Here is a 21083-nt window from a genome sequence, read left to right as displayed (position 1 = left end):
TCGGCACCCGGGGTCGGCGGGTGCCTCCCGTAAACTCGGGGCAGGAGGATTCAGCATGCGCATCACCGGTCTCGGCCACGCAGGAATGTTCATCGAGACCACGGGCGGCAGCATCCTGTGCGATCCCGTGGTCAAGTCCTCCTTCTACGGCTCGTGGTTCGTGTTCCCGGACAACCGCGCCCTGGACTGGGAGCGCTACGGCGCCGCGGACTTCCTCTACATCTCGCACCGCCACCGCGACCACTTCGACCCGTGGGCGCTGCAGCGGTACGTGTCCAAGGACATCGAGGTCCTTCTGCCGGACTACCCGACGGACGACCTCGAGCAGGACCTCCGTGCGCTCGGGTACGACAACATCACGTACACGCACGCCGGCGAGATCATCGAGCGCGGCTCGCTGAAGCTCATGATCACACCGCTGCGCGCCCCCAGCGACGGTCCCATCGGCGACTCCAGCCTCTCCGTCGACGATGGGACCGCCTCGATCCTGAACCAGAACGACTCGCATCCGCTGGATCTCGAGAAGCTGCTGTCGTTCGGCAAGCCCGAGGCGTACTTCACGCAGTTCTCCGGCGCCATCTGGTGGCCGATGGTCTACGACCTGCCGCAGGAGGCGAAGCGGAACTTCGCGCATCTCAAGCGCGAAGCGCAGCACAAGCGCGCCATGTTCTACATCGACAAGGTCGACGCACCGCACGTGTTCCCCATGGCGGGCCCGCCGATGTTCCTGCGCGACGACCTCTTCCGCTACAACGGCCTGGGCCAGGAGGACGACTCGATCTTCACCGACCAGGCGCAGTTCCTGGCACGGATGAAGGAGGAGGCGCCGCAGTACGGCGGGCACATCTTCGTCCCGGGCACCGTCGTCACGCTCTCGGGCGGCGACCTGTCCGTCGAGCAGAGCCTGTACACGGATGCCGAGATCGAGCGCATCTTCAGCGACAAGTGGAGCTACCTCGAGGAGCAGCGCGCGTCCCGCCGACAGGAGATCGCCGACGAGGTCGCCTCGCGCGCGCCCGTCCTGCCGCCGGCCGAGATGCTCGCGGCGCTCCAGGAGTGGTGGGAGCCGCTGCTGCGCCGCGCGCGCACGATCCGCACGGGCGTCGGCGGTCCCGTCCGCTTCACGATCGGCGACCTCGACATGGTCGTGGACTTCCCCAAGGCGAAGGTCCGCGAGTACGCGGGCGAGGAGACCGGGTACTGGTTCACCATCCCCGCCGACCTCGTCTCCACGACCATCGCCGATCACGAGATCGACTGGTCGAACTCGATCTTCCTGTCGATGCAGTTCCAGGCCGGCCGCGTCGGGAAGTTCAACGAGTTCATCTACACCTTCCTCAAGTGCCTGTCCCGCGACCGCATCGAGTACGTGGAGAACTGGTACGCCGAGCAGGCGGACGTGTCCGAGGACATCGATCTGGCCGACTGGACCGTGCAGCGGCGGTGCCCGCACCTGCGCGCCGATCTGTCGAAGACCGGCAAGATCGAGGACGGCGTGCTCACGTGCTCGCTGCACGACTGGAAGTGGGACCTCGCCACGGGGAAGTGCCTGACGACGCACGGCCACCCCGTGCGCGCGTCGCGGAGCGTCGACGGCGAGATCACAGAGGCCGCGACGGTGCCCGCCGCCGTCTGACCAGCCGAACACGGCGCACGACCATCCATCCGGTTCGTCGCAGGCGAGCGCGCCCGGTAGGCTGATCTCGTCGAAGCAACCTTTAACACCGTCCAGAGAGGCGGAGAAGGGAGCGCGGATGAGCACGCCCACCGTGCAGCCCCGCACCGTGATGTCCACGGCCGACATCGCCCGTGCCCTGACTCGGATCTCCCACGAGATCCTCGAGTCCAACAAGGGCCCCGATGACCTCGTCATCCTCGGCATCCCGACCCGCGGCGTCGCCCTCGCCGACCGGGTGGCGGCCCTCGTCTCGGAGTTCGGTGGAGCGCGCGTCGCGAGCGGATCCCTGGACATCACGATGTACCGCGACGACCTGCATCGGAACCCGACGCGCGCGCCCCGGCCCACGCAGATCCCCGCCGGCGGGATCGACGGGAAGACCGTGATCCTCGTCGACGACGTGCTCTTCTCCGGACGCTCGATCCGCGCGGCCCTCGACGCCCTGCAGGACATCGGCCGCCCCGCTGCCGTGCGCCTGGCGATCCTCGTCGACCGCGGGCACCGGGAACTCCCCATCCGGCCCGACTTCGTCGGCAAGAACCTGCCGAGCGCGCGCCAGGAGCGCGTCAACGTCCTCCTCGCCGAGGTCGACGGCGTCGAAGAGGTGACGATCGCATCATGAGGCACCTCCTGGACACCAAGACCCTCGCGCGCGCAGACGCCCTGCGCATCCTCGACGTCGCGGAGGATATGCGCGACACCCAGAGCCGCGAGATCAAGAAGCTCCCGACGCTGCGCGGCAAGACCGTCGTGAACCTCTTCTTCGAGGACTCCACCCGCACCCGCATTTCGTTCGAGGCCGCCGCCAAGCGCCTCTCGGCGGACGTCATCAACTTCTCCGCGAAGGGGTCGTCGGTCTCCAAGGGGGAGTCGCTGCAGGACACCGCGCAGACGCTGCAGGCCATGGGCGCGGATGCCGTCGTCATCCGCCACGGCGCCTCCGGCGCCCCCCAGACGCTGGCCACGAGCGGCTGGATCTCCGCGGGAGTCGTCAACGCCGGCGACGGCACGCACGAGCACCCCACGCAGGCGCTGCTCGACGCCTTCACGATGCGCAAGCGCCGCTTCGGCGCGGACAGCCGCGGGCGCGACCTGCAGGGCATGGCCGTGACGATCGTCGGCGACATCCTGCACTCCCGCGTCGCCCGCTCCAACGTGTGGCTGCTGTCGACACTCGGCGCCGAGGTTACCCTCGTCGCCCCACCCACCCTCGTCCCGCAGGACGTGTCCGCGTGGCCGGCCCGCGTCGTCTACGACCTCGATGAGGCGCTGGCCGCGGGACCCGACGCCGTGATGATGCTCCGCATCCAGCTCGAACGCATGAACGCCGCCTATTTCCCCACTGAACGGGAGTATTCCCGCCGCTGGGGTCTGGACGCGCGGCGCGTGGAGTCGCTCCCGGCGGATAGCATTGTCATGCACCCCGGGCCGATGAACCGGGGTCTGGAGATCTCCGCCGACGCCGCCGATTCCCCGCGCTCGACCGTGCTCGAACAGGTCGCGAACGGCGTCTCGGTGCGCATGGCGGCGCTGTACCTGCTGCTGGCGGGCGAGCGGGACACGACGAACGCAGAGGAGGCCGCACGGTGACCGAGACCATCCTCATCCGCGGAGCCCGCATCGAGGGGTCGGCGCCCGCCGACCTCGTGATCGCGGACGGACGCATCGACGAGATCGGCACCGGCCTCAGCCGCGCCGGGGCACGGGTCGTGGACGCCGACGGGCTGCTCGCCCTGCCGGGACTCGTCGACCTGCACACGCACCTCCGCGAACCCGGCTACGAGGCGTCCGAGACGATCCTCACGGGCTCCCGCGCCGCCGCCGCCGGCGGCTACACGACGGTGTTCGCGATGCCGAACACCTCGCCCGTGGCCGACACCGCCGGGGTCGTCGAGCAGGAGCTCGCGCTCGGCGAAGCGGCCGGCTACGTCCACGTGCAGCCGATCGGCGCCGTGACGGTCGGGCAGAAGGGGGAGCGGCTCGCCGAACTCGGCGCCATGGCCTCCTCGCGCGCCCGCGTCCGCGTGTTCAGCGACGACGGATTCTGCGTCTTCGACCCGCTCATCATGCGGCGCGCCCTCGAGTACGTGAAGGCGTTCGACGGCGTCGTCGCCCAGCACGCGCAGGATCCGCGCCTCACCGAGGGCGCGCAGATGAACGAGGGCACCGTCTCGGCCGAGCTCGGACTCGCCGGCTGGCCGGCCGTCGCCGAGGAGTCGATCATCGCCCGCGACGTGCTGCTCGCCGAGCACGTCGGCTCCCGCCTGCACGTCTGCCATCTCTCCACCGCCGGGTCGGTCGACATCATCCGCTGGGCCAAGAAGCGCGGCGTCAACGTGACGGCCGAGGTGACCCCGCATCACCTGCTCCTCACCGAGGAGCTCGTCCGCGGCTACGACGCGCGCTACAAGGTCAACCCGCCGCTCCGCCGCGACGAGGACGTGCGTGCCGTCCGCGAGGGGCTCGCCGACGGCACGATCGACATCGTCGCGACCGATCACGCCCCCCATCCCGCCGAGGCGAAGTCCTGCGAATGGCAGGCGGCCGCCAACGGCATGGTCGGCCTCGAGTCCGCGCTCCGCGTCGTGCAACAGGCGGTCGTCGACACGGGCCTCCTGGACTGGGCCGACGTCGCCCGCGTCATGTCGACGGCGCCCGCGCGCATCGGACGCCTCGACGATGCGGGCACGCCGCTCGTCGTGGGCGCCCCCGCATCCCTGACGCTGTACGACCCGGCGCCGGTGCGGGCCTTCACACGCGACGACCTGCACGGGCGCAGCACGAACTCGCCCTACGTCGGCCGCGAGCTGCCCGGGCAGGTGCAGTGGACCTTCTTCCGCGGCGCCCCCACGGTCGAAAGCGGCGTCCTCCGCGCGGAGGTGCGCGCATGACCCGCGAAGCCGCCGTCCTGATCTTCATCGTCCTCGCGGTCGTCCTCATCGCGCTCGGCGTGTGGGCGTGGCTACGACGAGCACGCCGCGACAGCGATCTCGCGGCCCCCGTCGGGGAGATCCCGGACGGCGCGCGCACCCGCGCCGTCTTCGACGGCCTGTACGTCGCCACGACCCGGCACGACGAGCCGCTCGAGCGCCTCGCCATCCGCGGGCTCGGGTTCCGCTCCCGGGCCGCGGTGACCGTGACCGACCTCGGCGTCGCACTCGACCTCACCGGCCAGCCGCGGCTCTTCCTGCCCCTCGAGCGCATCGCCTCGGTCGGGCAGGCCACCGTCGCCATCGACCGCGTCGTCGAGAAGGACGGCCTCGTCCGCCTCTCCTGGCACGCGACCGACGAGACGCTCGTCGACACGTACCTGCGCGCGCAGGACGCGTCCGCACGCCGCGTCGTCGACGCGATCGCCGGCATCCTGCCCGCACCGACCTCCACTACCCCGACGGGAACCGACGCATGAGCTTCACCACCGACCCCGCCGTCCTCGTGCTCGAGGACGGCGCCCGCCACACCGGCCGCGCGTACGGCGCGCGGGGCGTGACCCTCGGCGAGGTCGTCTTCTCCACCGGCATGACCGGCTACCAGGAGACCCTCACCGACCCGTCCTACGCGGGCCAGATCGTGCTGCAGACCGCGCCGCACATCGGCAACACCGGCATGAACGACGAGGACCCCGAGTCGCGGCGCATCTGGGTCGCCGGCTACATCGTCCGCGACCCCTCGCGGGTCGTGTCGAACTGGCGCGCCCAGGAGTCCCTCGACGACGCCCTCGAGCGCGACGGGATCGTCGGGATCAGCGGCATCGACACCCGGGCCGTCACCCGGCACATCCGCTCCGCCGGCTCGATGCGCGGCGGGGTGTTCTCCGGCGAGTCCGCCGACCTGGATGCCGACGAGCAGCTGCGCATGGTCCGCGAAGCGCCGCAGATGGCGGGGCAGAACCTGTCCGCCGCCGTGTCGGTCTCCGAGGCGCAGGTGACGCCCGCCGTCGGCGAGCGCCTCGGCAACCTCGCCGTCCTCGACCTCGGGGTGAAGCAGTCCACCGTCACGAACCTCGCCGCGCGCGGCTTCGACGTGCACGTGCTGCCGCAGAGCGTCACGATCGACGAGATCCGCGCGATCGAGCCGGTCGCGGTGTTCTACTCCAACGGCCCGGGCGACCCGGCCGCCTCCGACGACCACGTCGCCCTGCTGCGCGCCGTGCTCGACGAGCGGCTTCCGTTCTTCGGCATCTGCTTCGGCAACCAGCTGCTGGGCCGCGCGCTCGGCTTCGGCACCTACAAGCTGCCCTTCGGCCACCGCGGCATCAACCAGCCGGTGCTCGACAAGCAGACCGGCCGCGTCGAGATCACGGCGCACAACCACGGCTTCGCCGTCGATGCGCCGATCGAGGGCGTCACGGACAGCCCGAACGGCTACGGCCGGGTCGAGGTCAGCCACGTCGACCTCAACGACAACGTCGTGGAGGGACTGCGCGCCCTCGACATCCCGGCCTTCTCGGTGCAGTACCACCCCGAGTCGGCGGCCGGCCCGCACGACGCCAACTACCTGTTCGACCGCTTCCGCGACCTCGTCGTGTCGACCCTGAAGGACAAGAACTAGTGCCCAAGCGCGACGACATCCACTCCGTCCTCGTCATCGGCTCCGGCCCCATCGTCATCGGCCAGGCCTGCGAGTTCGACTACTCCGGCACCCAGGCGTGCCGCGTGCTGCGCGAGGAGGGCGTGCGCGTCATCCTCGTCAACTCGAACCCCGCGACGATCATGACCGACCCCGACTTCGCAGACGCGACCTACATCGAGCCGATCACCTGGCAGGTCATCGAGACGATCATCGCGAAGGAGCGCCCGGACGCCATCCTGCCGACCCTCGGCGGTCAGACGGCCCTCAACGCGGCGATCGACCTGCACAACCACGGCATCCTCGAGAAGTACGACATCGAGCTCATCGGCGCGAACTTCGAAGCCATCAACAAGGGCGAGGACCGCCAGATCTTCAAGCAGCTCGTCCTGGACGCGGGCGCCGACGTCGCCGACAGCCGCATCTGCCACACGATGGACGAGGTGCTCGCCGGCGCCGCCGAGCTCGGCTACCCGCTCGTCGTCCGTCCGTCCTTCACGATGGGGGGCCTCGGCTCCGGGTTCGCCTACGACGAGCGCGACCTCCGCCGCATCGCCGGCGCGGGCCTCCGCGACTCGCCGACGACCGAGGTGCTCCTGGAGGAGTCGATCCTCGGCTGGAAGGAGTACGAGCTCGAGCTCATGCGCGACACGGCCGACAACACGGTCGTCGTCTGCTCCATCGAGAACGTCGACCCCGTGGGCGTGCACACCGGCGACTCCATCACGGTCGCGCCGGCGCTCACCCTCACCGACCGCGAGTACCAGAAGCTGCGCGACATCGGCATCGACATCATCCGCGCGGTGGGTGTCGACACCGGCGGGTGCAACATCCAGTTCGCCGTCGACCCGGCCACCGGCCGCATCATCGTCATCGAGATGAACCCGCGCGTCTCGCGCTCTTCGGCCCTCGCGTCGAAGGCGACCGGATTCCCGATCGCCAAGATCGCCGCCAAGCTCGCGATCGGGTACCGCCTGGACGAGATCCCGAACGACATCACCAAGGTGACGCCGGCGAGCTTCGAGCCGACGCTGGACTACGTCGTGGTCAAGGTGCCGCGATTCAACTTCGAGAAGTTCCCGAACGCCGATACGACCCTCACCACCACGATGAAGTCCGTCGGCGAGGCCATGGCCATCGGCCGCAACTACGCCTCGGCCCTGCAGAAGGCGCTGCGGTCGCTCGAGAAGCGCGGCTCGAGCTTCCACTGGGGCGACGAGCCGCGGTCCATGGAGGAGTTGCTGGAGATCTCGAAGGTCCCCACCGACGGACGCATCGTCGTGCTGCAGCAGGCGCTCCGCAAGGGCGCGACCCTCGAGCAGGCCTTCGAGGCCACGAAGATCGACCCGTGGTTCCTGGACCAGATGATCCTCATCAACGAGGTCGCGGACTTCATCGCCGCCGCCGGCGCGCTGGATGAGGCGACCATCCGGATCGCGAAGGACCACGGCTTCAGCGACGCGCAGATCGCGCAGCTGCGGGGCCTGGAGGAGACCGAGGTGCGGGGCATCCGGCACGGGCTCGACATCCGCCCCGTCTACAAGACCGTCGACACCTGCGCGGGGGAGTTCCCGGCCCAGACGCCGTACCACTACTCCTCGTACGACGCCGAGACCGAGGTCACGCCGTCGGAGCGGCAGAAGATCGTCATCATCGGCTCCGGGCCGAACCGCATCGGCCAGGGTGTCGAGTTCGACTACTCGTGCGTGCACGCCTCGTTCGCCCTCGCCGACGCCGGGTACGAGACCGTCATGGTCAACTGCAACCCGGAGACCGTGTCCACGGACTACGACACGTCGGACCGCCTGTACTTCGAGCCGCTGACCCTCGAGGACGTCCTCGAGGTGCTGCACGCCGAAGCCCGCTCCGGCCAGATCCTCGGCGTCATCTGCCAGCTCGGCGGGCAGACGCCGCTCGGCCTGGCGAAGGGGATCGAGGCCGCGGGCTACCCGATCCTCGGCACCCAGCCGGCGGCCATCGACATGGCCGAGGAGCGGAGCCTGTTCTCCGGGCTCCTCGACGAGGCCGGGCTCATCGCCCCGCGCCACGGCACCGCCACCGACGAGGCCGGCGCCATCGTGATCGCCGAGGAGATCGGCTATCCGGTCCTCGTGCGCCCGAGCTTCGTGCTCGGCGGCCGCGGCATGGAGATCGTCTACGACACCGACAGCCTCCGCGACTACTTCGTCCGCGTCGCCGACCAGGCGATCATCGGCGAGGGCGCGCCGCTGCTCGTCGACCGCTTCCTCGACGACGCCGTGGAGATCGACGTCGACGCGCTGTACGACGGCGAGGAGCTCTACATCGGCGGCGTCATGGAGCACCTCGAGGAGGCCGGCATCCACTCCGGCGACTCCAGCTGCACCCTGCCGCCCATGTCGCTGGGTCGCAACGAGATCGACCGCGTCCGCATCGCGACCCTCGCGATCGCCAAGGGCGTCGGCGTCCGGGGCCTCCTGAACGTGCAGTTCGCCGTCTCGGCCGGTGTGCTCTACGTCATCGAGGCGAACCCGCGCGCCTCGCGGACCGTCCCGTTCGTCTCCAAGGCGCTCGGCATCCCGCTCGCGAAGGCGGCCGCCCGCATCATGGCCGGCTCCTCCATCGCCGAGCTGAAGGCCGAGGGACTGCTGCCGGCACAGGACGGCTCGCGCGTGCCGCTGGACGCCCCCGTCGCGGTCAAGGAGGCGGTGCTGCCCTTCAAGCGGTTCCGCACCGCCGACGGGCACACCGTCGATTCGGTGCTCGGCCCGGAGATGCGCTCCACGGGCGAGGTCATGGGCATCGACCGTGACTTCCCGACCGCGTTCGCGAAGAGCCAGGCGGCGGCGTACGGCGGGATGCCGACGTCGGGCACCGTGTTCCTCTCCGTGGCCGACGACGACAAGCGCGCCGTCATCCTGCCCGCCCACCGGCTGCAGGAGCTCGGCTTCCGCCTCGTCGCGACCGAGGGCACGGCGGAGGTCCTGGCGCGCAACGGCATCCGCGTGGAGGTCGTGAACAAGTACTCCGCGACGCACGAGTCCGGTGAGCCCAACGTCGTCGACCTCATCAACGCCGGCGAGATCGACATCATCGTGAACACGCCGTCCGGCGGCATCGCCCGCGCCGACGGCTACGAGATCCGCGCCGCGGCGGTCGCCGCCGACAAGGCGCTGTTCACGACGATGGCGGTGCTCGGCGCGGCCGTGAGCGCCCTCCCCGTGCTCCGGGAAGGGTTCCGCGTCCGGAGCCTGCAGGAGTACGCGGCGGACCGGGCGGCCTCGGCGTGAGCGGATTCGGCGGGCGCCTGCACGCCGCGATGGCGGAGCGCGGCCAGCTGTGCGTCGGGATCGACCCGCACGCGTCGCTGCTGGCCGAATGGGGTCTGGATGCCGACGCGGCCGGTGCCCGCGAGTTCGGTCTACGCGTGGTCGAGGCCGCCGCCGGCCGGGTCGCCGTCGTGAAGCCGCAGGTGGCGTTCTACGAGCGGTACGGGTCCGCCGGGTTCGCGGCCCTCGAGGTCGTCCTGCGCGCCGCCCGCGACGCGGGGCTCCTGGTGATCGCCGACGCCAAGCGCGGCGACATCGGATCGACGATGGACGCGTACGCCGAGGCGTGGCTCGCTGCCGGCTCGCCGCTGGAGGCGGATGCCGTGACGGTCAGTCCGTACCTCGGCCCGGACGCGCTCCGCGGCACGATCGCGCACGCCGTCCGCGGCGGCAAGGGCCTCTTCGTCCTCGCCGCGACGAGCAACCCCGAGGCGCGGGGGCTGCAGTCCGCCGAGGTCACCGTCGTCGACGCCGAGCGCGGGCAGACCGTCGCGGACTGGGTGGCGACCCACGCCGGTGCGGCCAACCGCTCCGCGGTCCGGGGCGACGACGTGCTCGGCCCGGTCGGCTTCGTCGTCGGCGCGACGATCGACCGCGACGAGCTGGGCCTGCGCGCCGAGACGCTCGCCGCAGCGCCGATCCTCGCCCCCGGCTTCGGCGCGCAGGGCGCGCGCCTGACCGACCTGGGCCGCCTCTTCGGCGCGCTCGCACCCCAGGTGCTCGCCTCGGCGAGCCGCAGCATCCTCGGTGCGGGACCCGACGGTCTCGCCGCCGCGATCGATGCCCACAACGAAGAACTGCAGGAGAGTCGCCGTGGCTGACGGACAGCGTCCCCCCGAGGTCGATCGGGCAGCGGCATCCCGTCGCGCGGTCGCCGCCCGTCGCGAGCGCGCGTCGCTCAAGCGCGACGTGACCACCCGCGTCATCACGCCCCAGGAGCTGCTGCGCCGCGCCCTGGCCGACCCGGCGTCGCCCGCGGGCGCCATGCGGGTGCCGGAGTTCCTCACCGCCATCCCGGCGATCGGAGAGGGCAAGCGCGACCGCATCCTCGCCGAACTCGGCATCTCACCCGTCAAGCGGCTCGGGGGGCTCGGGACGCGGCAGCGCGTCGCGCTGCAGGAGTTCCTCGACGGGCGCTGGCCGGAGCCCGCGCCGCGCACCGGACGCAGCCGGCTGCTCGTGCTCGCCGGGCCGACGGCCGTCGGCAAGGGCACCGTGGCCGCGCACATCAAGTCGCACCACCCCGAGATCCTGCTGTCCGTCTCCGCGACGACGCGGGCGCCCCGCCCCGGCGAGGTCGAGGGGGAGCACTACTTCTTCGTCGGCGACGCCGAGTTCGACCGGCTCATCGCCGACGGGGCGCTCCTCGAGTACGCCACCGTGCACAACAAGCACCGCTACGGCACGCCCAAGGCCCCCATCGACGCGGCCCTCGCGGAGGGTCGCACCGTGCTGCTGGAGATCGACCTGCAGGGCGCGCGGCAGGTGCGGGCCGCCGCACCGGCCTCCACCCTCGTCTTCCTCCTGCCGCCGAGCTGGGACGAGCTCGTCCAGCGGCTCGTCGGCCGGGGCACCGAAGACGAAGAGGAGCGGACCCGGCGACTGCGCACCGCGCGGCGGGAGCTCGCGTCACAGGGGGAGTTCGACTATCTCGTCGTCAACGACGAGGTCGCCCGCGCGGCGGAGCAGGTCGCCGCGCTCGCGCGGTGACGCCCGCCCGTCCGGTAGACTGGTGGGATGCCGCGGCGCCGCCGCGCCACGATCTTTCCCATGACATCCGATCCAGGAGGTTTCGCCATGGCCGGAACGAACCAGGGCATCATCGACCCGCCCATCGACGCGCTGCTCGACAAGGTGGACTCGAAGTACCAGCTCGTCATCTACGCATCCAAGCGCGCGCGTCAGATCAACGACTACTACTCCGACCTGCACGAGGGGAACCTGTTCGACAACGTGGGCCCGCTCGTGGACTCCAGCGTCGAGGACAAGCCGCTCACCATCGCGATGCACGAGATCCACGAGGACAAGCTCCGCCTTCGCCCGGCCGAGTGACTCTATGACGCCGCGAGGCGTCACCATGCCCGTGTGCCCTGACATGTCAGGTGCCGCGGGCATGATGGTTTCCGCACCCGTTCGCTTCCGTCTCCTGGAGAGCCGATGACCCAGCTGCGCCTGTTCACGTCCGAGTCCGTCACGGAGGGGCATCCGGACAAGATCTGCGACCAGATCTCCGACAGCATCCTCGATGCGATCCTCACCGACGATCCCGACGGGCGCGTCGCGGTGGAGACCCTCGTGACGACCGGCCTCGTGCACGTCGCCGGCGAGGTGTCCACGAGCGCGTACGTGGAGATCCCGGCGATCGTCCGCGACGTCGTCAACCGGATCGGCTACACGTCGTCCGAGACCGGCTTCGACGGCGACTCGTGCGGCGTGAGCGTGTCGATCGGCGCGCAGTCCTCCGACATCGCCGCGGGCGTCGACAAGGCCTTCGAGCGGCGCGAGGACGGGTCCGAGGACCCGCACGACCTGCAGGGCGCGGGCGACCAGGGGATCATGTTCGGCTACGCGACGAACGAGACCCCGCAGCTCATGCCGATGGCGATCTGGACCGCGCACCGCATCGCCGAGCGCCTGGCCGAGGTGCGCCGCGACGGCAGCCTGCCGTTCCTGCGGCCCGACGGCAAGACGCAGGTGACCCTCGGCTACGACGGCACCGTCCCCAAGACCGTCGAGTCCGTCGTCCTCTCGACGCAGCACCAGCCCGACATCTCGCAGAAGGCGCTCCGCGCAGCGATCCGCGCCGAGGTCATCGAGCCGGTCCTCGAGCGCACGGGACTGGACCTGCCGGACGTCAAGTACTACATCAACCCCGCCGGCCCGTTCGTGATCGGCGGCCCGAAGGGCGACGCCGGCCTCACCGGCCGGAAGATCATCATCGACACCTACGGCGGCGCGTCGCGGCACGGCGGCGGCGCGTTCAGCGGCAAGGACCCGTCCAAGGTCGACCGGTCCGCCGCGTACGCCCTGCGGTGGGTGGCCAAGAACGCCGTCGCGGCGGGTCTCGCCGACCGGCTCGAAGTGCAGGTCGCGTACGCGATCGGCAAGGCCAAGCCCGTCGGCCTCTACGTCGAGAGCTTCGGCACCGGCCACGTCGCCGACGAGGTCATCACCGCGGCGATCCGCGAGGTGTTCGACCTGCGGCCGCACGCCATCATCGAGCGCCTCGACCTGCTGCGACCCATCTACGCGCAGACCGCCGCCTACGGCCACTTCGGCCGCGAACTGCCCGACTTCACGTGGGAGCGCACGGACCGCGTCGAGGAGCTCCGCGCGGCCGCACGACTGTAGAGCCGCGGCCGTGACGAGCGTCGCCCGCGTCCTCATCGACTCCCCGCTGCCCCAGCTCGACCGGCTCTTCGACTACGCCGTGCCGGCGGAACTGGATGCCGAGGCGCTGCCGGGCGTCCGGGTGAAGGTGCCGCTGCGCACCGCCGGGCGGGTCGTCGAGGGGTATCTCGTCGAGCGCGGGGAGGCGGAGACCTCCGGTCGGCCGCTGTCCGACCTCGACAGCGTCGTCTCGACCGTCCCGGTGCTCACCCCCGAGCTGTACGCCCTCGCGCGTCGCGCGGCGGACCGGGCCGCCGGCTCGGCGAGCGACATCCTGCGCCTCGCGATCCCGAAGCGCACGGTGCGCGCCGAGAAGGCGTGGCTCGCCGCCGAGGCACCGCCGGTCACGGCGGTCGCCGCCGAGGCCGCCGCCTGGGCCGCCGAGACCCTCGCCGGGTATCCGGGCCTCACCGAGGCGCTGGCGGCGGGGGAGCGGCTCGCGCTCGACGCGCCGCCGCGCCCCTCGACCGAGCGCGTCCTGGGGGCGTGGGCCGAGCTCCTCGCCGCGATCGCCGTGCACACGCTCGCCGCGGGCCGCAGCACCCTCCTCGTCGTGCCCGACCAGCGCGACGAGGACCAGGTGCTCGCCGCGCTCGAGGGACGGGCGCCCGAGGTGATCCGCGACGACGCGCGCCGGCCAGGGCCCGAGCGGTACGCGACCTACCTGCGCCTGCTGGCACCCGCGCCGTGCATCGTCGTCGGGAACCGGTCGACGGTGTACGCCCCGGCATCCGCGGTGGGCGTCGTCGTCGTGTGGGATGACGGCGATCCGCTGCTGGCCGAGCCGCTGAGCCCCGGCGTGCACGCCCGCGATGCGGCCCTCATCCGGCAGGAGCTCGAGGGCAGCGCCCTCGTCTTCGCGGGTCACACCCGGACCACCGACATCGAGCGTCTCGTGCAGATCGGCTTCGTCCGCGACATCCCGACGGCGCGGCGCGCGAGCCCGCGCGTCGTGCTCTCCGCCACGCGCGAGGGCGAGGCTCGCGGCGCGCGTGTGCCGTCGGCGGCGTTCGCGGCGGCGCGGGAAGCCCTCGCCGCGGGGGGCCCGGTGCTCGTCCAGGTGGCCCGACCGGGGTACGCGCCCGTCCTCGTGTGCGCGGACTGCCGCACCCCCGCGCGGTGCCGGCACTGCGGCGGACCGATGCGCGCGCGGCGGCCCGGCGCCGCACCGGAGTGCACGTGGTGCGGCCGGTCCGCGCCGAACTGGTCGTGCACGAACTGCGAGTCCACGAAGCTGCGGATGGCCTCGGCGGGCAGCGAGCGCACCGCCGACGAACTCGGCCGGGCGTTCCCGAACACGCGGATCATCGTCGCCGACGGGGAGCACCCCGTCACCCGCGTCGAGCACCGTCCCTCCCTCGTCGTGGCCACCCGCGGCGCCGAGCCCGCCGCCGTCGGCGGCTACCGCGCCGTCATCCTGCTCGACGGCGACCGCATGCTGATGGCGGAGCAGCTGCGGATCGGCGAGTCGTGCCTGCGCTGGTGGTCGCACGCCGCGACGCTCGCGGCGCCCGGCGCGCCAGTGCACCTGGTCGGGGTCTCCGGCCCCGTCGCCCGCGCACTGGCGACCTGGACGCAGCCGGCCTACGCCCGCGCCGAGCTCGCCGACCGCATCCCGCTGCACATGCCGCCCGCGGTCCGCGTCGCGGCGCTGGAGGGCACCGTGCCGGTCGTCGAGGCGACGCTCGCCGAGCTGCGGACCGCCGTGCCGTCGCTCGGCGCCGAGGCCGTGCTCGGCCCCGTGCCGCTCCCTGACGGCGGCGTGCGCGCCCTCGTCCGGTTCGACTATGCCCACGGCCGCGCCGTCGCCGAGCACCTGCGTGCCGCCGTCGTCGCGGAGGCGCTGCGCGCCCGCCGGGCGAGGGAGCGGGGCACGCGCAATACACTCAGAGTGCGGCTCGACGTGCCCGAGCTGGATCTGTGAGGAGTCCCATGCGCATCGTCTTCGCCGGGACGCCACACCCGGCCGTCCCCTCGCTGCAGGCCGTCGCGGCGTCCGCGCACGAGCTCGTCGGGGTCGTCACGCGCGGCGACGCGCCGCTCGGGCGCAAGCGCGTCCTCACGCCGTCGCCGGTCGCGACGGCGGGCGACGGCCTCGGTGTCCCCGTCGTGAAGGCCGACAGGCTGGACGCCACCGCGACGGCCGCGATCGAGGCCCTCCGACCCGACCTGGGCGTCATCGTCGCGTACGGCGGACTGGTCCGCGAGCCGCTCCTCTCGCTGCCCCGGCACGGCTGGATCAACCTGCACTTCTCCCTCCTGCCGGCGTGGCGCGGCGCCGCGCCGGTGCAGCGCTCGCTCATGGCGGGCGAGACCGTCACGGGCGCGAGCGTCTTCCAGCTCGTCCCGGCGCTCGACGCCGGCGACGTGTTCGGCGACGTGAGCTACGAGGTGCCCGCCGAGGCGACAGCGGGCGACGTGCTCGCGGACCTCGCCGAGCGGGGCGCCGCCCTGCTGGTCGACGTCGTCGACGCGATCGCGGCGGGCACGGCGCGCGCCGTCCCGCAGACCGGTGAGCCGACCCTCGCCCCGAAGCTCACGATCGCCGACGGCGCCCTGGACTTCACGGCATCCGCCGACGCCGTGATCGCCCGGTTCCGCGGCACGACCCCCGAGCCGGGCGCGCACACGTCCGTCGGCGGTCAGCGCCTCAAGGTCCTCTCGGCCGTCCGCGGCCCCGAGACCGACCTGGCCGCCGGCCGCCTCGCACTCGTCGACGGCGCCGTCCTCGTCGGCGCGCACGACGGCACCGTGGCGCTTCGCACCGTCCAGCCGGCCGGCAAGGGGCCGATGGCGGCCGCGGACTGGTGGCGGGGCCTCCGGTCGGACAACCCGCGCGTCGATGAGACGGCGGTGAGCTCGTGAACCTCGCCCGCCGGGTCGCGTACGAGACGCTCCGCGCCGTCCACGAGTCCGAGGCGTACGCCAACCTGCTGCTCCCGCGGGAGATCACGCTCGCCGGTCTCGACACCGCGGACGCGGGGCTCGCGACCGAGCTCACCTACGGAACGCTGCGCCTGCAGGGGACGTACGACGCGATCATCGCGGATGCCGCGGGCCGTGGACCGGATGCCATCGACCCCGACGTGCTCGACGCGCTCCGCCTCGGCGCGCACCAGCTGCTGTCGATGCGGGTCGCGACGCACGCCGCCGTCAACGAGACGGTCGACCTCGTGCGGGACACCGCGGGCACCAAGGCGACCGGTTTCGCCAACGCCGTGCTGCGCCGGATCTCGGAGCGGGCGCTCGAGGAGTGGCTGGACCGCATCGAGGCGGCGGCGCGCTCGGACGACGAGCGCCTGGGACTGCGCTACGCGCACCCGGTCTGGGTGATCCGGGCCTTCCGCCGCGCGCTGACCGCCGAGGACAGGGCCGACGAGCTCGAGGACCTCCTGGCCGCCGACAACGCCGCCCCGGGTGTCACGATGACGGCGCTCCCGGGGCTCGTCGACACGCCGGCCGGCGCTGAGGCGACGCCCTACTCGCCGATCGGCTTCCGCCTGGCCGGGGGAGACCCCGAGCGGCTCGTACGGCAGGCGGCCGGACGAGTGCGCGTGCAGGACGAGGGGTCGCAGCTCGCGGCGCTCGCCCTGACCCGCGCCGTGCCGATCCGCGGCGGCGAGCGCTGGCTCGACCTGTGCGCCGCGCCGGGTGGGAAGACGGCGGTCCTCGCCGCCGAGGCGCTCGCGGGGGGCGCGGCCCTGGAGGCCAACGAGCTCTCGCCCATCCGGGCGCGCCTCGTCCGCGACTCGGTGTCCGGCGTCCCTCTGGACGTACCGATCTCGGAGGAGGACGGCCGGGATCGGGCCGGCCGCGGCCGGTACGACCGCATCCTCGTGGACGCGCCGTGCACGGGCCTCGGCGCGCTGCGGCGGCGTCCGGAGGCACGCTGGCGGAAGAGCCCCGCCGACGTCGCCCCGCTCGTCGAGCTGCAGCGGGAGCTCCTCACGGCGGCCGTCGACGCCCTGGCCCCGGGGGGCATCGTCGCCTACGTCACGTGCTCCCCGCACCTGGCGGAGACCGCCGCGGTCGTCGCCGATGTCCGGCGTTCGCGCGGCGACGCGCTGGAGGAGCTCGACGCGCGGGCCGTTCTGGCATCCATCTCCCCACGGGAGATCGACCTACCCGAGCAGGCCGACGGGTCGGGCCGTGCCCAGCTGTGGCCGCACCGCCACGGCACGGATGCCATGTCGATCACGCTCCTGCGCCGCCGCTGAGGCCGGCCCCGCGATAATGGGGCCGTGCCCTCCGACGACGCCGCCATCCGCATCAACCCGAGCATCCTCGCCGCCGACTTCGTGAACATGCAGTCCGACCTCGCGCGCATCGCGGCGGCGGACTTCGTGCACGTCGACGTCATGGACAACCATTTCGTCCCGAATCTCACGTTCGGGCCGCAGATGGTCGAGCGGATCCAGGCCACGAGCCCCGTGCCCCTCGACGTGCATCTGATGATCGCCGATCCCGACCGGTGGGCTCCCGGCTACGCCGAGCTCGGCGCGGCATCGGTCACCTTCCATCTGGAGGCCGCCACCGATCCCGTCCGGCTCGCCCGGCGTCTGCGGGAGATCGGTGCCCGCGCGGGCGTCGCCGTCAAGCCCGCAACGCCCGTCGAGGCGCTCTACGACGTGCTCGACGAGTTCGACCAGATCCTCGTGATGACCGTCGAGCCGGGCTTCGGCGGGCAGAGCTTCATGCCCGATCAGATGCCCAAGCTCGCCCGCCTCGCCGACGAAGCGCGGGCGCGGGGGTCGCAGGTGTGGCTGCAGGTCGACGGAGGCATCAGCGCGTCGACGATCGCGCAGGCCGCCGAGGCCGGCGCCGACACCTTCGTCGCCGGATCGGCGGTGTTCGGCGCGGCCGATCCCGGCCAGGCGATCGCGGCGCTGCGCGCCGAGGCATCCGCGCATCACCGCCACTGACGCCGTCACGCGGCCACCGGGGCGTCCCGCGGGCCGGTAGCCTGTCAGGGTGAAGACGTTCGACGATCTGTTCGCGGAGCTGACCGCGACCGCGGCGGCACGCCCCGAAGGATCGGGCACGGTCGCCCAGCTCGACCGCGGCGTGCACGCGATCGGCAAGAAGATCGTCGAAGAGGCCGCCGAGGTGTGGATGGCGGCGGAGTTCCAGTCTCCGGACGAGGCGGCCGAGGAGATCTCGCAGCTGCTCTACCACCTCCAGGTGATGATGCTCGCGAAGGGCCTCAGCCTGCAGGACGTCTACCGACATCTCTGAGCGACGCCGCCGAGTACACCCCGAACCGAAAGCCCCCGCAACATGCTGCGTATCGCTGTGCCGAACAAGGGCTCGCTCGCCGAGACCGCCGCCGAGATGCTCGGAGAGGCGGGCTACATCGGCCGCCGCGACCCGAAGGACCTGCACGTCATCGACCCGGTCAACGAGGTCGAGTTCTTCTACCTACGCCCCAAGGACATCGCGACCTACGTCGGCTCCGGCGCCCTGGACGTCGGCATCACCGGCCGCGACCTGCTCCTGGATGCCCGGATGCCGGGTGCGCGGGAGATCGAGAAGCTCGGCTTCGGCGCCTCGACCTTCCGCTTCGCGGGCCCTCCCGGCGCCTTCACCGACCTCCGCGACCTCGACGGCGTGCGCGTCGCGACGGCGTACCCGGGGCTCGTGGACGCCTACCTCGACGAGCACGGCGTGGCCGTCGACCTCGTTCCGCTGGACGGCGCGGTCGAATCCGCCGTGCAGCTGGGGGTCGCCGACGCCGTCGCCGACGTCGTCTCGACGGGCACGACGCTCAAGCAGGCGGGCCTGGAGATCTTCGGACCCGTGCTGCTGGAATCCGAGGCCGTGCTCATCGGCGCACCGACGGAGGCGGAGGGCACCGACACGCTGCTGCGGCGCCTGCGCGGCGTGATGGTCGCCCGCCAGTACGTCCTGATCGACTACGACCTGCCGGCGGACCTCGTCGACGATGCCGTGGCCATCGCGCCGGGCATCGAGTCGCCCACGATCTCGCCGCTGCGCGACCCCGCGTGGGTCGCGGTGCGGGTCATGAGCCCGCGCACGAGCGTCAACCAGGTGATGGACGCGCTGTACGCGATCGGCGCGCGGGCGATCCTCGTCACCCCGATCCACAACGCCCGGCTCTGACATGTCTCCGGCCTGCCGCGTCATCCCGTGCCTCGACGTCGCCGACGGGCGCGTCGTCAAGGGCGTGAACTTCGAGAACCTCCGCGAGATGGGCGACCCCGTCGAGCTCGCCCGCCGGTATTACGAGCAGGGCGCCGACGAGCTCACCTTCCTCGACGTCACCGCGACGGTCGACGACCGCTCCACGACCTACGACGTCGTGCGGCGGACCGCCGAAGAGGTCTTCATCCCGCTCACCGTCGGCGGGGGCGTGCGGACCACCGACGACGTCGCGCGGCTGCTCGGCGTCGGGGCCGACAAGGTGGGCGTGAACTCCGCCGCGATCGCCCGTCCCGACCTCATCGACGAGATCGCCGACCGTTTCGGGGCGCAGGTGCTCGTGCTCTCCCTCGATGTCAAGCGCGCCCCCGGCACGACCTCGGGGTTCGTCGTGACGACCCACGGCGGCCGTACCCTCACGACCCTCGACGCCGTCGCCTGGGCGCGCGAGGCCATCGACCGCGGCGCGGGGGAGCTGCTCGTCAACTCGATCGACGCCGACGGCACGAAGGACGGGTTCGACCTCGAGCTCGTCCGGCTCATGCGCGAGGTCTCCAGCGTCCCCGTCATCGCGTCGGGGGGAGCAGGCAGTGCCGCGCACTTCGCCCCCGCCGTGCACGCGGGCGCGGATGCCGTCCTCGCGGCGTCGGTGTTCCACTCCGGGCAGCTGACGATCGGCGACGTCAAGGACGCGTTGGCCGCCGACGGGATCGAGGTGCGCCGATGACCGACGACATCGAGGCGCGGATCGCCCGCGTCGCGTTCGACGCGCAGGGCCTGACGCCCGCCATCATCCAGCAGTACGACACCGGCGAGGTGCTCATGCTCGGGTGGATGGATGCCGAGGCGCTGCGCCGCACGCTCACCTCGGGGCGGGTGACCTTCTGGTCCCGCTCCCGTCAGGAGTACTGGCGCAAGGGCGACACGTCCGGTCACGCGCAGTTCGTGAAGGGCGCGCGCCTGGACTGCGACGGCGATGCCCTGCTCATCACGGTCGACCAGGTCGGCGCCGCGTGCCACACCGGCGACCGCACCTGCTTCGACGCCGACGACCTCACCCCGGCCGTGGGGGAGCGGTGACCGCACGGCGTGCGCGGCTGTGGAGCGTCCTCGCGGTCATCCTCGGCGGGGCGCTGGCCCTCATCTCGTCGACCCAGACGTGGCTGGACGTCACGCTCCGCGGCGGCGCGAGCGAGACGCTGCACGTCCCCGGCGCCGCCGCCCTGCCTCTGCTCGCGCCGCTGAGCCTCGCCGCTTTGGCCCTGGGGCTGGCACTCACGATCGCCGGCCGGGTGACCCGCTACGTCTTCGGGGTCCTCGCCGTCGCGATCGGCGTGGGACTCCTCGCCGGCGCCTGGCGGATCGTGGCCGAGCATCCCGTCGACGCGGTCACCTCGACGATCGCCGAAGCCACCGGGCTCACCGGGACCGACACGGTGCGCGCCCTCGTGGCATCCCTCACCACCACCCCCTGGCCGTACATCGCGGTGGCGACAGCGCTGCTCATCGTCGCGGGCGGGGTTCTGACGCTCATGACGGCCCGCTCCTGGGGCGGTTCCGGACGGCGCTTCCGCACCGCCGCCGCACCGGCCGCCGACCGTCCCGGCTCGTCCCGCCCGCACGACGCGATCGATTCCTGGGACGACCTCAGTCGCGGCGATGACCCGACACGGTGATGCCCGGACGCCCCGCACCGCCCCGCTAGACTTGCCGAGCGGGCACGCCCGCCACGCACGCGAAGGAGAACAATGAGCAACAACATCGGCGACCCCGGCCACGGACACTCCCCGGCTGCCTGGGCGGCCGTCGTGATCATGCTCGTCGCGGTCACGGCCGGCACGCTCTTCTTCTTCCTCGACATGCCGGTGCTCGTGTGGGCATCGTTCGGTCTTCTGATCGTCGGTCTCCTGGTCGGCTGGGGCCTGGCCAAGGCCGGCTACGGTGTCGGCGGAGACAAGTACGTCGCGAAAGAGCACTGA

21 protein-coding genes are annotated in these 21083 nt (G+C 72.2%); all 21 read left to right on the top strand.

Translation table 11 applies throughout. From position 1 onward, the window contains the following. The first annotated feature begins 55 nt into the window (after positions 1-55). The 21 genes from QZL85_RS14950 (at position 56) to QZL85_RS14850 (ending at position 21083) form a co-directional block, all read left to right on the top strand. Entirely contained in the window at positions 56-1636 is a 1581-nt protein-coding gene (locus QZL85_RS14950) for a Rieske (2Fe-2S) protein (RefSeq protein WP_295578243.1), read from the top strand. A 118-nt stretch (positions 1637-1754) separates the two neighbouring features. Then, positions 1755-2300: a bifunctional pyr operon transcriptional regulator/uracil phosphoribosyltransferase PyrR gene (pyrR, locus tag QZL85_RS14945; RefSeq protein WP_295578240.1), complete on the top strand. Its 546-nt coding sequence runs from the start codon at positions 1755-1757 to the stop codon at positions 2298-2300. Continuing rightward, positions 2297-3268 (top strand): aspartate carbamoyltransferase catalytic subunit, encoded by a 972-nt coding sequence (locus tag QZL85_RS14940; protein WP_295578236.1) that lies wholly within the window; start codon positions 2297-2299, stop codon positions 3266-3268. The genes pyrR and QZL85_RS14940 overlap by 4 nt, the downstream gene beginning before the upstream one ends. Further along, the gene (locus QZL85_RS14935) at positions 3265-4569 is read left to right on the top strand and encodes a dihydroorotase (protein ID WP_295578235.1); all 1305 of its coding nucleotides are present in this window, start codon (positions 3265-3267) and stop codon (positions 4567-4569) included. The genes QZL85_RS14940 and QZL85_RS14935 overlap by 4 nt, the downstream gene beginning before the upstream one ends. After that, positions 4566-5087, top strand: coding sequence for a hypothetical protein (locus QZL85_RS14930; RefSeq protein ID WP_295578233.1), 522 nt, complete (start codon positions 4566-4568; stop codon positions 5085-5087). The genes QZL85_RS14935 and QZL85_RS14930 overlap by 4 nt, the downstream gene beginning before the upstream one ends. Then, complete coding sequence (carA, locus tag QZL85_RS14925) at positions 5084-6229, top strand: glutamine-hydrolyzing carbamoyl-phosphate synthase small subunit (protein ID WP_295578229.1); 1146 nt, start codon at positions 5084-5086, stop codon at positions 6227-6229. The genes QZL85_RS14930 and carA overlap by 4 nt, the downstream gene beginning before the upstream one ends. After that, complete coding sequence (gene carB / locus QZL85_RS14920) at positions 6229-9516, top strand: carbamoyl-phosphate synthase large subunit (RefSeq protein ID WP_295578226.1); 3288 nt, start codon at positions 6229-6231, stop codon at positions 9514-9516. Before carA ends, carB begins: the two co-directional genes overlap by 1 nt. Next, a complete protein-coding gene (gene pyrF / locus QZL85_RS14915) occupies positions 9513-10376 on the top strand; it encodes an orotidine-5'-phosphate decarboxylase (protein ID WP_295578224.1) in 864 nt (287 codons plus the stop codon). The genes carB and pyrF overlap by 4 nt, the downstream gene beginning before the upstream one ends. Further along, complete coding sequence (gmk, locus tag QZL85_RS14910; protein WP_295578222.1) at positions 10369-11265, top strand: guanylate kinase; 897 nt, start codon at positions 10369-10371, stop codon at positions 11263-11265. Before pyrF ends, gmk begins: the two co-directional genes overlap by 8 nt. Positions 11266-11352: 87 nt before the next feature. Then, complete coding sequence (rpoZ, locus tag QZL85_RS14905) at positions 11353-11607, top strand: DNA-directed RNA polymerase subunit omega (protein ID WP_028495727.1); 255 nt, start codon at positions 11353-11355, stop codon at positions 11605-11607. 105 nt (positions 11608-11712) lie between these two features. Beyond that, positions 11713-12906 carry a methionine adenosyltransferase gene (metK, locus tag QZL85_RS14900; protein WP_295578219.1) on the top strand — a complete coding sequence of 398 codons (1194 nt, stop codon included), beginning with the start codon at positions 11713-11715 and terminating at the stop codon, positions 12904-12906. Positions 12907-12916: 10 nt separating this feature from the next. After that, a complete protein-coding gene (locus QZL85_RS14895; protein WP_295578217.1) occupies positions 12917-14869 on the top strand; it encodes a primosomal protein N' in 1953 nt (650 codons plus the stop codon). Between the two features lie 8 nt (positions 14870-14877). After that, on the top strand, positions 14878-15810 hold the full coding sequence (locus QZL85_RS14890) for a methionyl-tRNA formyltransferase (RefSeq protein ID WP_295578214.1): 933 nt from the start codon (positions 14878-14880) through the stop codon (positions 15808-15810). Continuing rightward, positions 15807-17162 carry an RsmB/NOP family class I SAM-dependent RNA methyltransferase gene (locus QZL85_RS14885; RefSeq protein WP_295578212.1) on the top strand — a complete coding sequence of 452 codons (1356 nt, stop codon included), beginning with the start codon at positions 15807-15809 and terminating at the stop codon, positions 17160-17162. The genes QZL85_RS14890 and QZL85_RS14885 overlap by 4 nt, the downstream gene beginning before the upstream one ends. Positions 17163-17186: 24 nt before the next feature. Beyond that, positions 17187-17867 carry a ribulose-phosphate 3-epimerase gene (gene rpe, locus QZL85_RS14880; RefSeq protein WP_295578210.1) on the top strand — a complete coding sequence of 227 codons (681 nt, stop codon included), beginning with the start codon at positions 17187-17189 and terminating at the stop codon, positions 17865-17867. Positions 17868-17916: 49 nt separating this feature from the next. Then, positions 17917-18180, top strand: coding sequence for a phosphoribosyl-ATP diphosphatase (locus QZL85_RS14875; RefSeq protein ID WP_295578207.1), 264 nt, complete (start codon positions 17917-17919; stop codon positions 18178-18180). A gap of 42 nt (positions 18181-18222) precedes the next feature. Continuing rightward, positions 18223-19065: an ATP phosphoribosyltransferase gene (hisG, locus tag QZL85_RS14870; RefSeq protein ID WP_295578205.1), complete on the top strand. Its 843-nt coding sequence runs from the start codon at positions 18223-18225 to the stop codon at positions 19063-19065. A 1-nt stretch (position 19066) separates the two neighbouring features. Then, positions 19067-19831, top strand: coding sequence for an imidazole glycerol phosphate synthase subunit HisF (gene hisF, locus QZL85_RS14865; protein WP_295578202.1), 765 nt, complete (start codon positions 19067-19069; stop codon positions 19829-19831). After that, the gene (gene hisI / locus QZL85_RS14860; protein WP_295578200.1) at positions 19828-20184 is read left to right on the top strand and encodes a phosphoribosyl-AMP cyclohydrolase; all 357 of its coding nucleotides are present in this window, start codon (positions 19828-19830) and stop codon (positions 20182-20184) included. The genes hisF and hisI overlap by 4 nt, the downstream gene beginning before the upstream one ends. Next, positions 20181-20780, top strand: a complete 600-nt coding sequence (locus QZL85_RS14855; RefSeq protein WP_295578197.1) for a Trp biosynthesis-associated membrane protein — start codon at positions 20181-20183, stop codon at positions 20778-20780. The genes hisI and QZL85_RS14855 overlap by 4 nt, the downstream gene beginning before the upstream one ends. A 72-nt stretch (positions 20781-20852) precedes the next feature. Beyond that, positions 20853-21083 (top strand): DUF6704 family protein, encoded by a 231-nt coding sequence (locus QZL85_RS14850; protein ID WP_295578195.1) that lies wholly within the window; start codon positions 20853-20855, stop codon positions 21081-21083.

Source organism: uncultured Microbacterium sp. (assembly GCF_900078385.1).
Taxonomy (GTDB): domain Bacteria; phylum Actinomycetota; class Actinomycetes; order Actinomycetales; family Microbacteriaceae; genus Microbacterium.
Note: the sequence above shows the minus strand (reverse complement) of the source record. Positions and strands in the feature narration are given on the sequence as shown.

Coding starts and splice junctions, on each gene's coding strand:
- carA (WP_295578229.1), top strand. CDS start 5,084: ATGAGCTTCACCACCGACCCCGCCGTCCTCGTGCTCGAGGACGGCGCC.
- QZL85_RS14890 (WP_295578214.1), top strand. CDS start 14,878: ATGCGCATCGTCTTCGCCGGGACGCCACACCCGGCCGTCCCCTCGCTG.
- hisI (WP_295578200.1), top strand. CDS start 19,828: ATGACCGACGACATCGAGGCGCGGATCGCCCGCGTCGCGTTCGACGCG.
- QZL85_RS14940 (WP_295578236.1), top strand. CDS start 2,297: ATGAGGCACCTCCTGGACACCAAGACCCTCGCGCGCGCAGACGCCCTG.
- QZL85_RS14850 (WP_295578195.1), top strand. CDS start 20,853: ATGAGCAACAACATCGGCGACCCCGGCCACGGACACTCCCCGGCTGCC.
- metK (WP_295578219.1), top strand. CDS start 11,713: ATGACCCAGCTGCGCCTGTTCACGTCCGAGTCCGTCACGGAGGGGCAT.
- QZL85_RS14930 (WP_295578233.1), top strand. CDS start 4,566: ATGACCCGCGAAGCCGCCGTCCTGATCTTCATCGTCCTCGCGGTCGTC.
- rpoZ (WP_028495727.1), top strand. CDS start 11,353: ATGGCCGGAACGAACCAGGGCATCATCGACCCGCCCATCGACGCGCTG.
- QZL85_RS14950 (WP_295578243.1), top strand. CDS start 56: ATGCGCATCACCGGTCTCGGCCACGCAGGAATGTTCATCGAGACCACG.
- hisF (WP_295578202.1), top strand. CDS start 19,067: ATGTCTCCGGCCTGCCGCGTCATCCCGTGCCTCGACGTCGCCGACGGG.
- pyrR (WP_295578240.1), top strand. CDS start 1,755: ATGAGCACGCCCACCGTGCAGCCCCGCACCGTGATGTCCACGGCCGAC.
- hisG (WP_295578205.1), top strand. CDS start 18,223: ATGCTGCGTATCGCTGTGCCGAACAAGGGCTCGCTCGCCGAGACCGCC.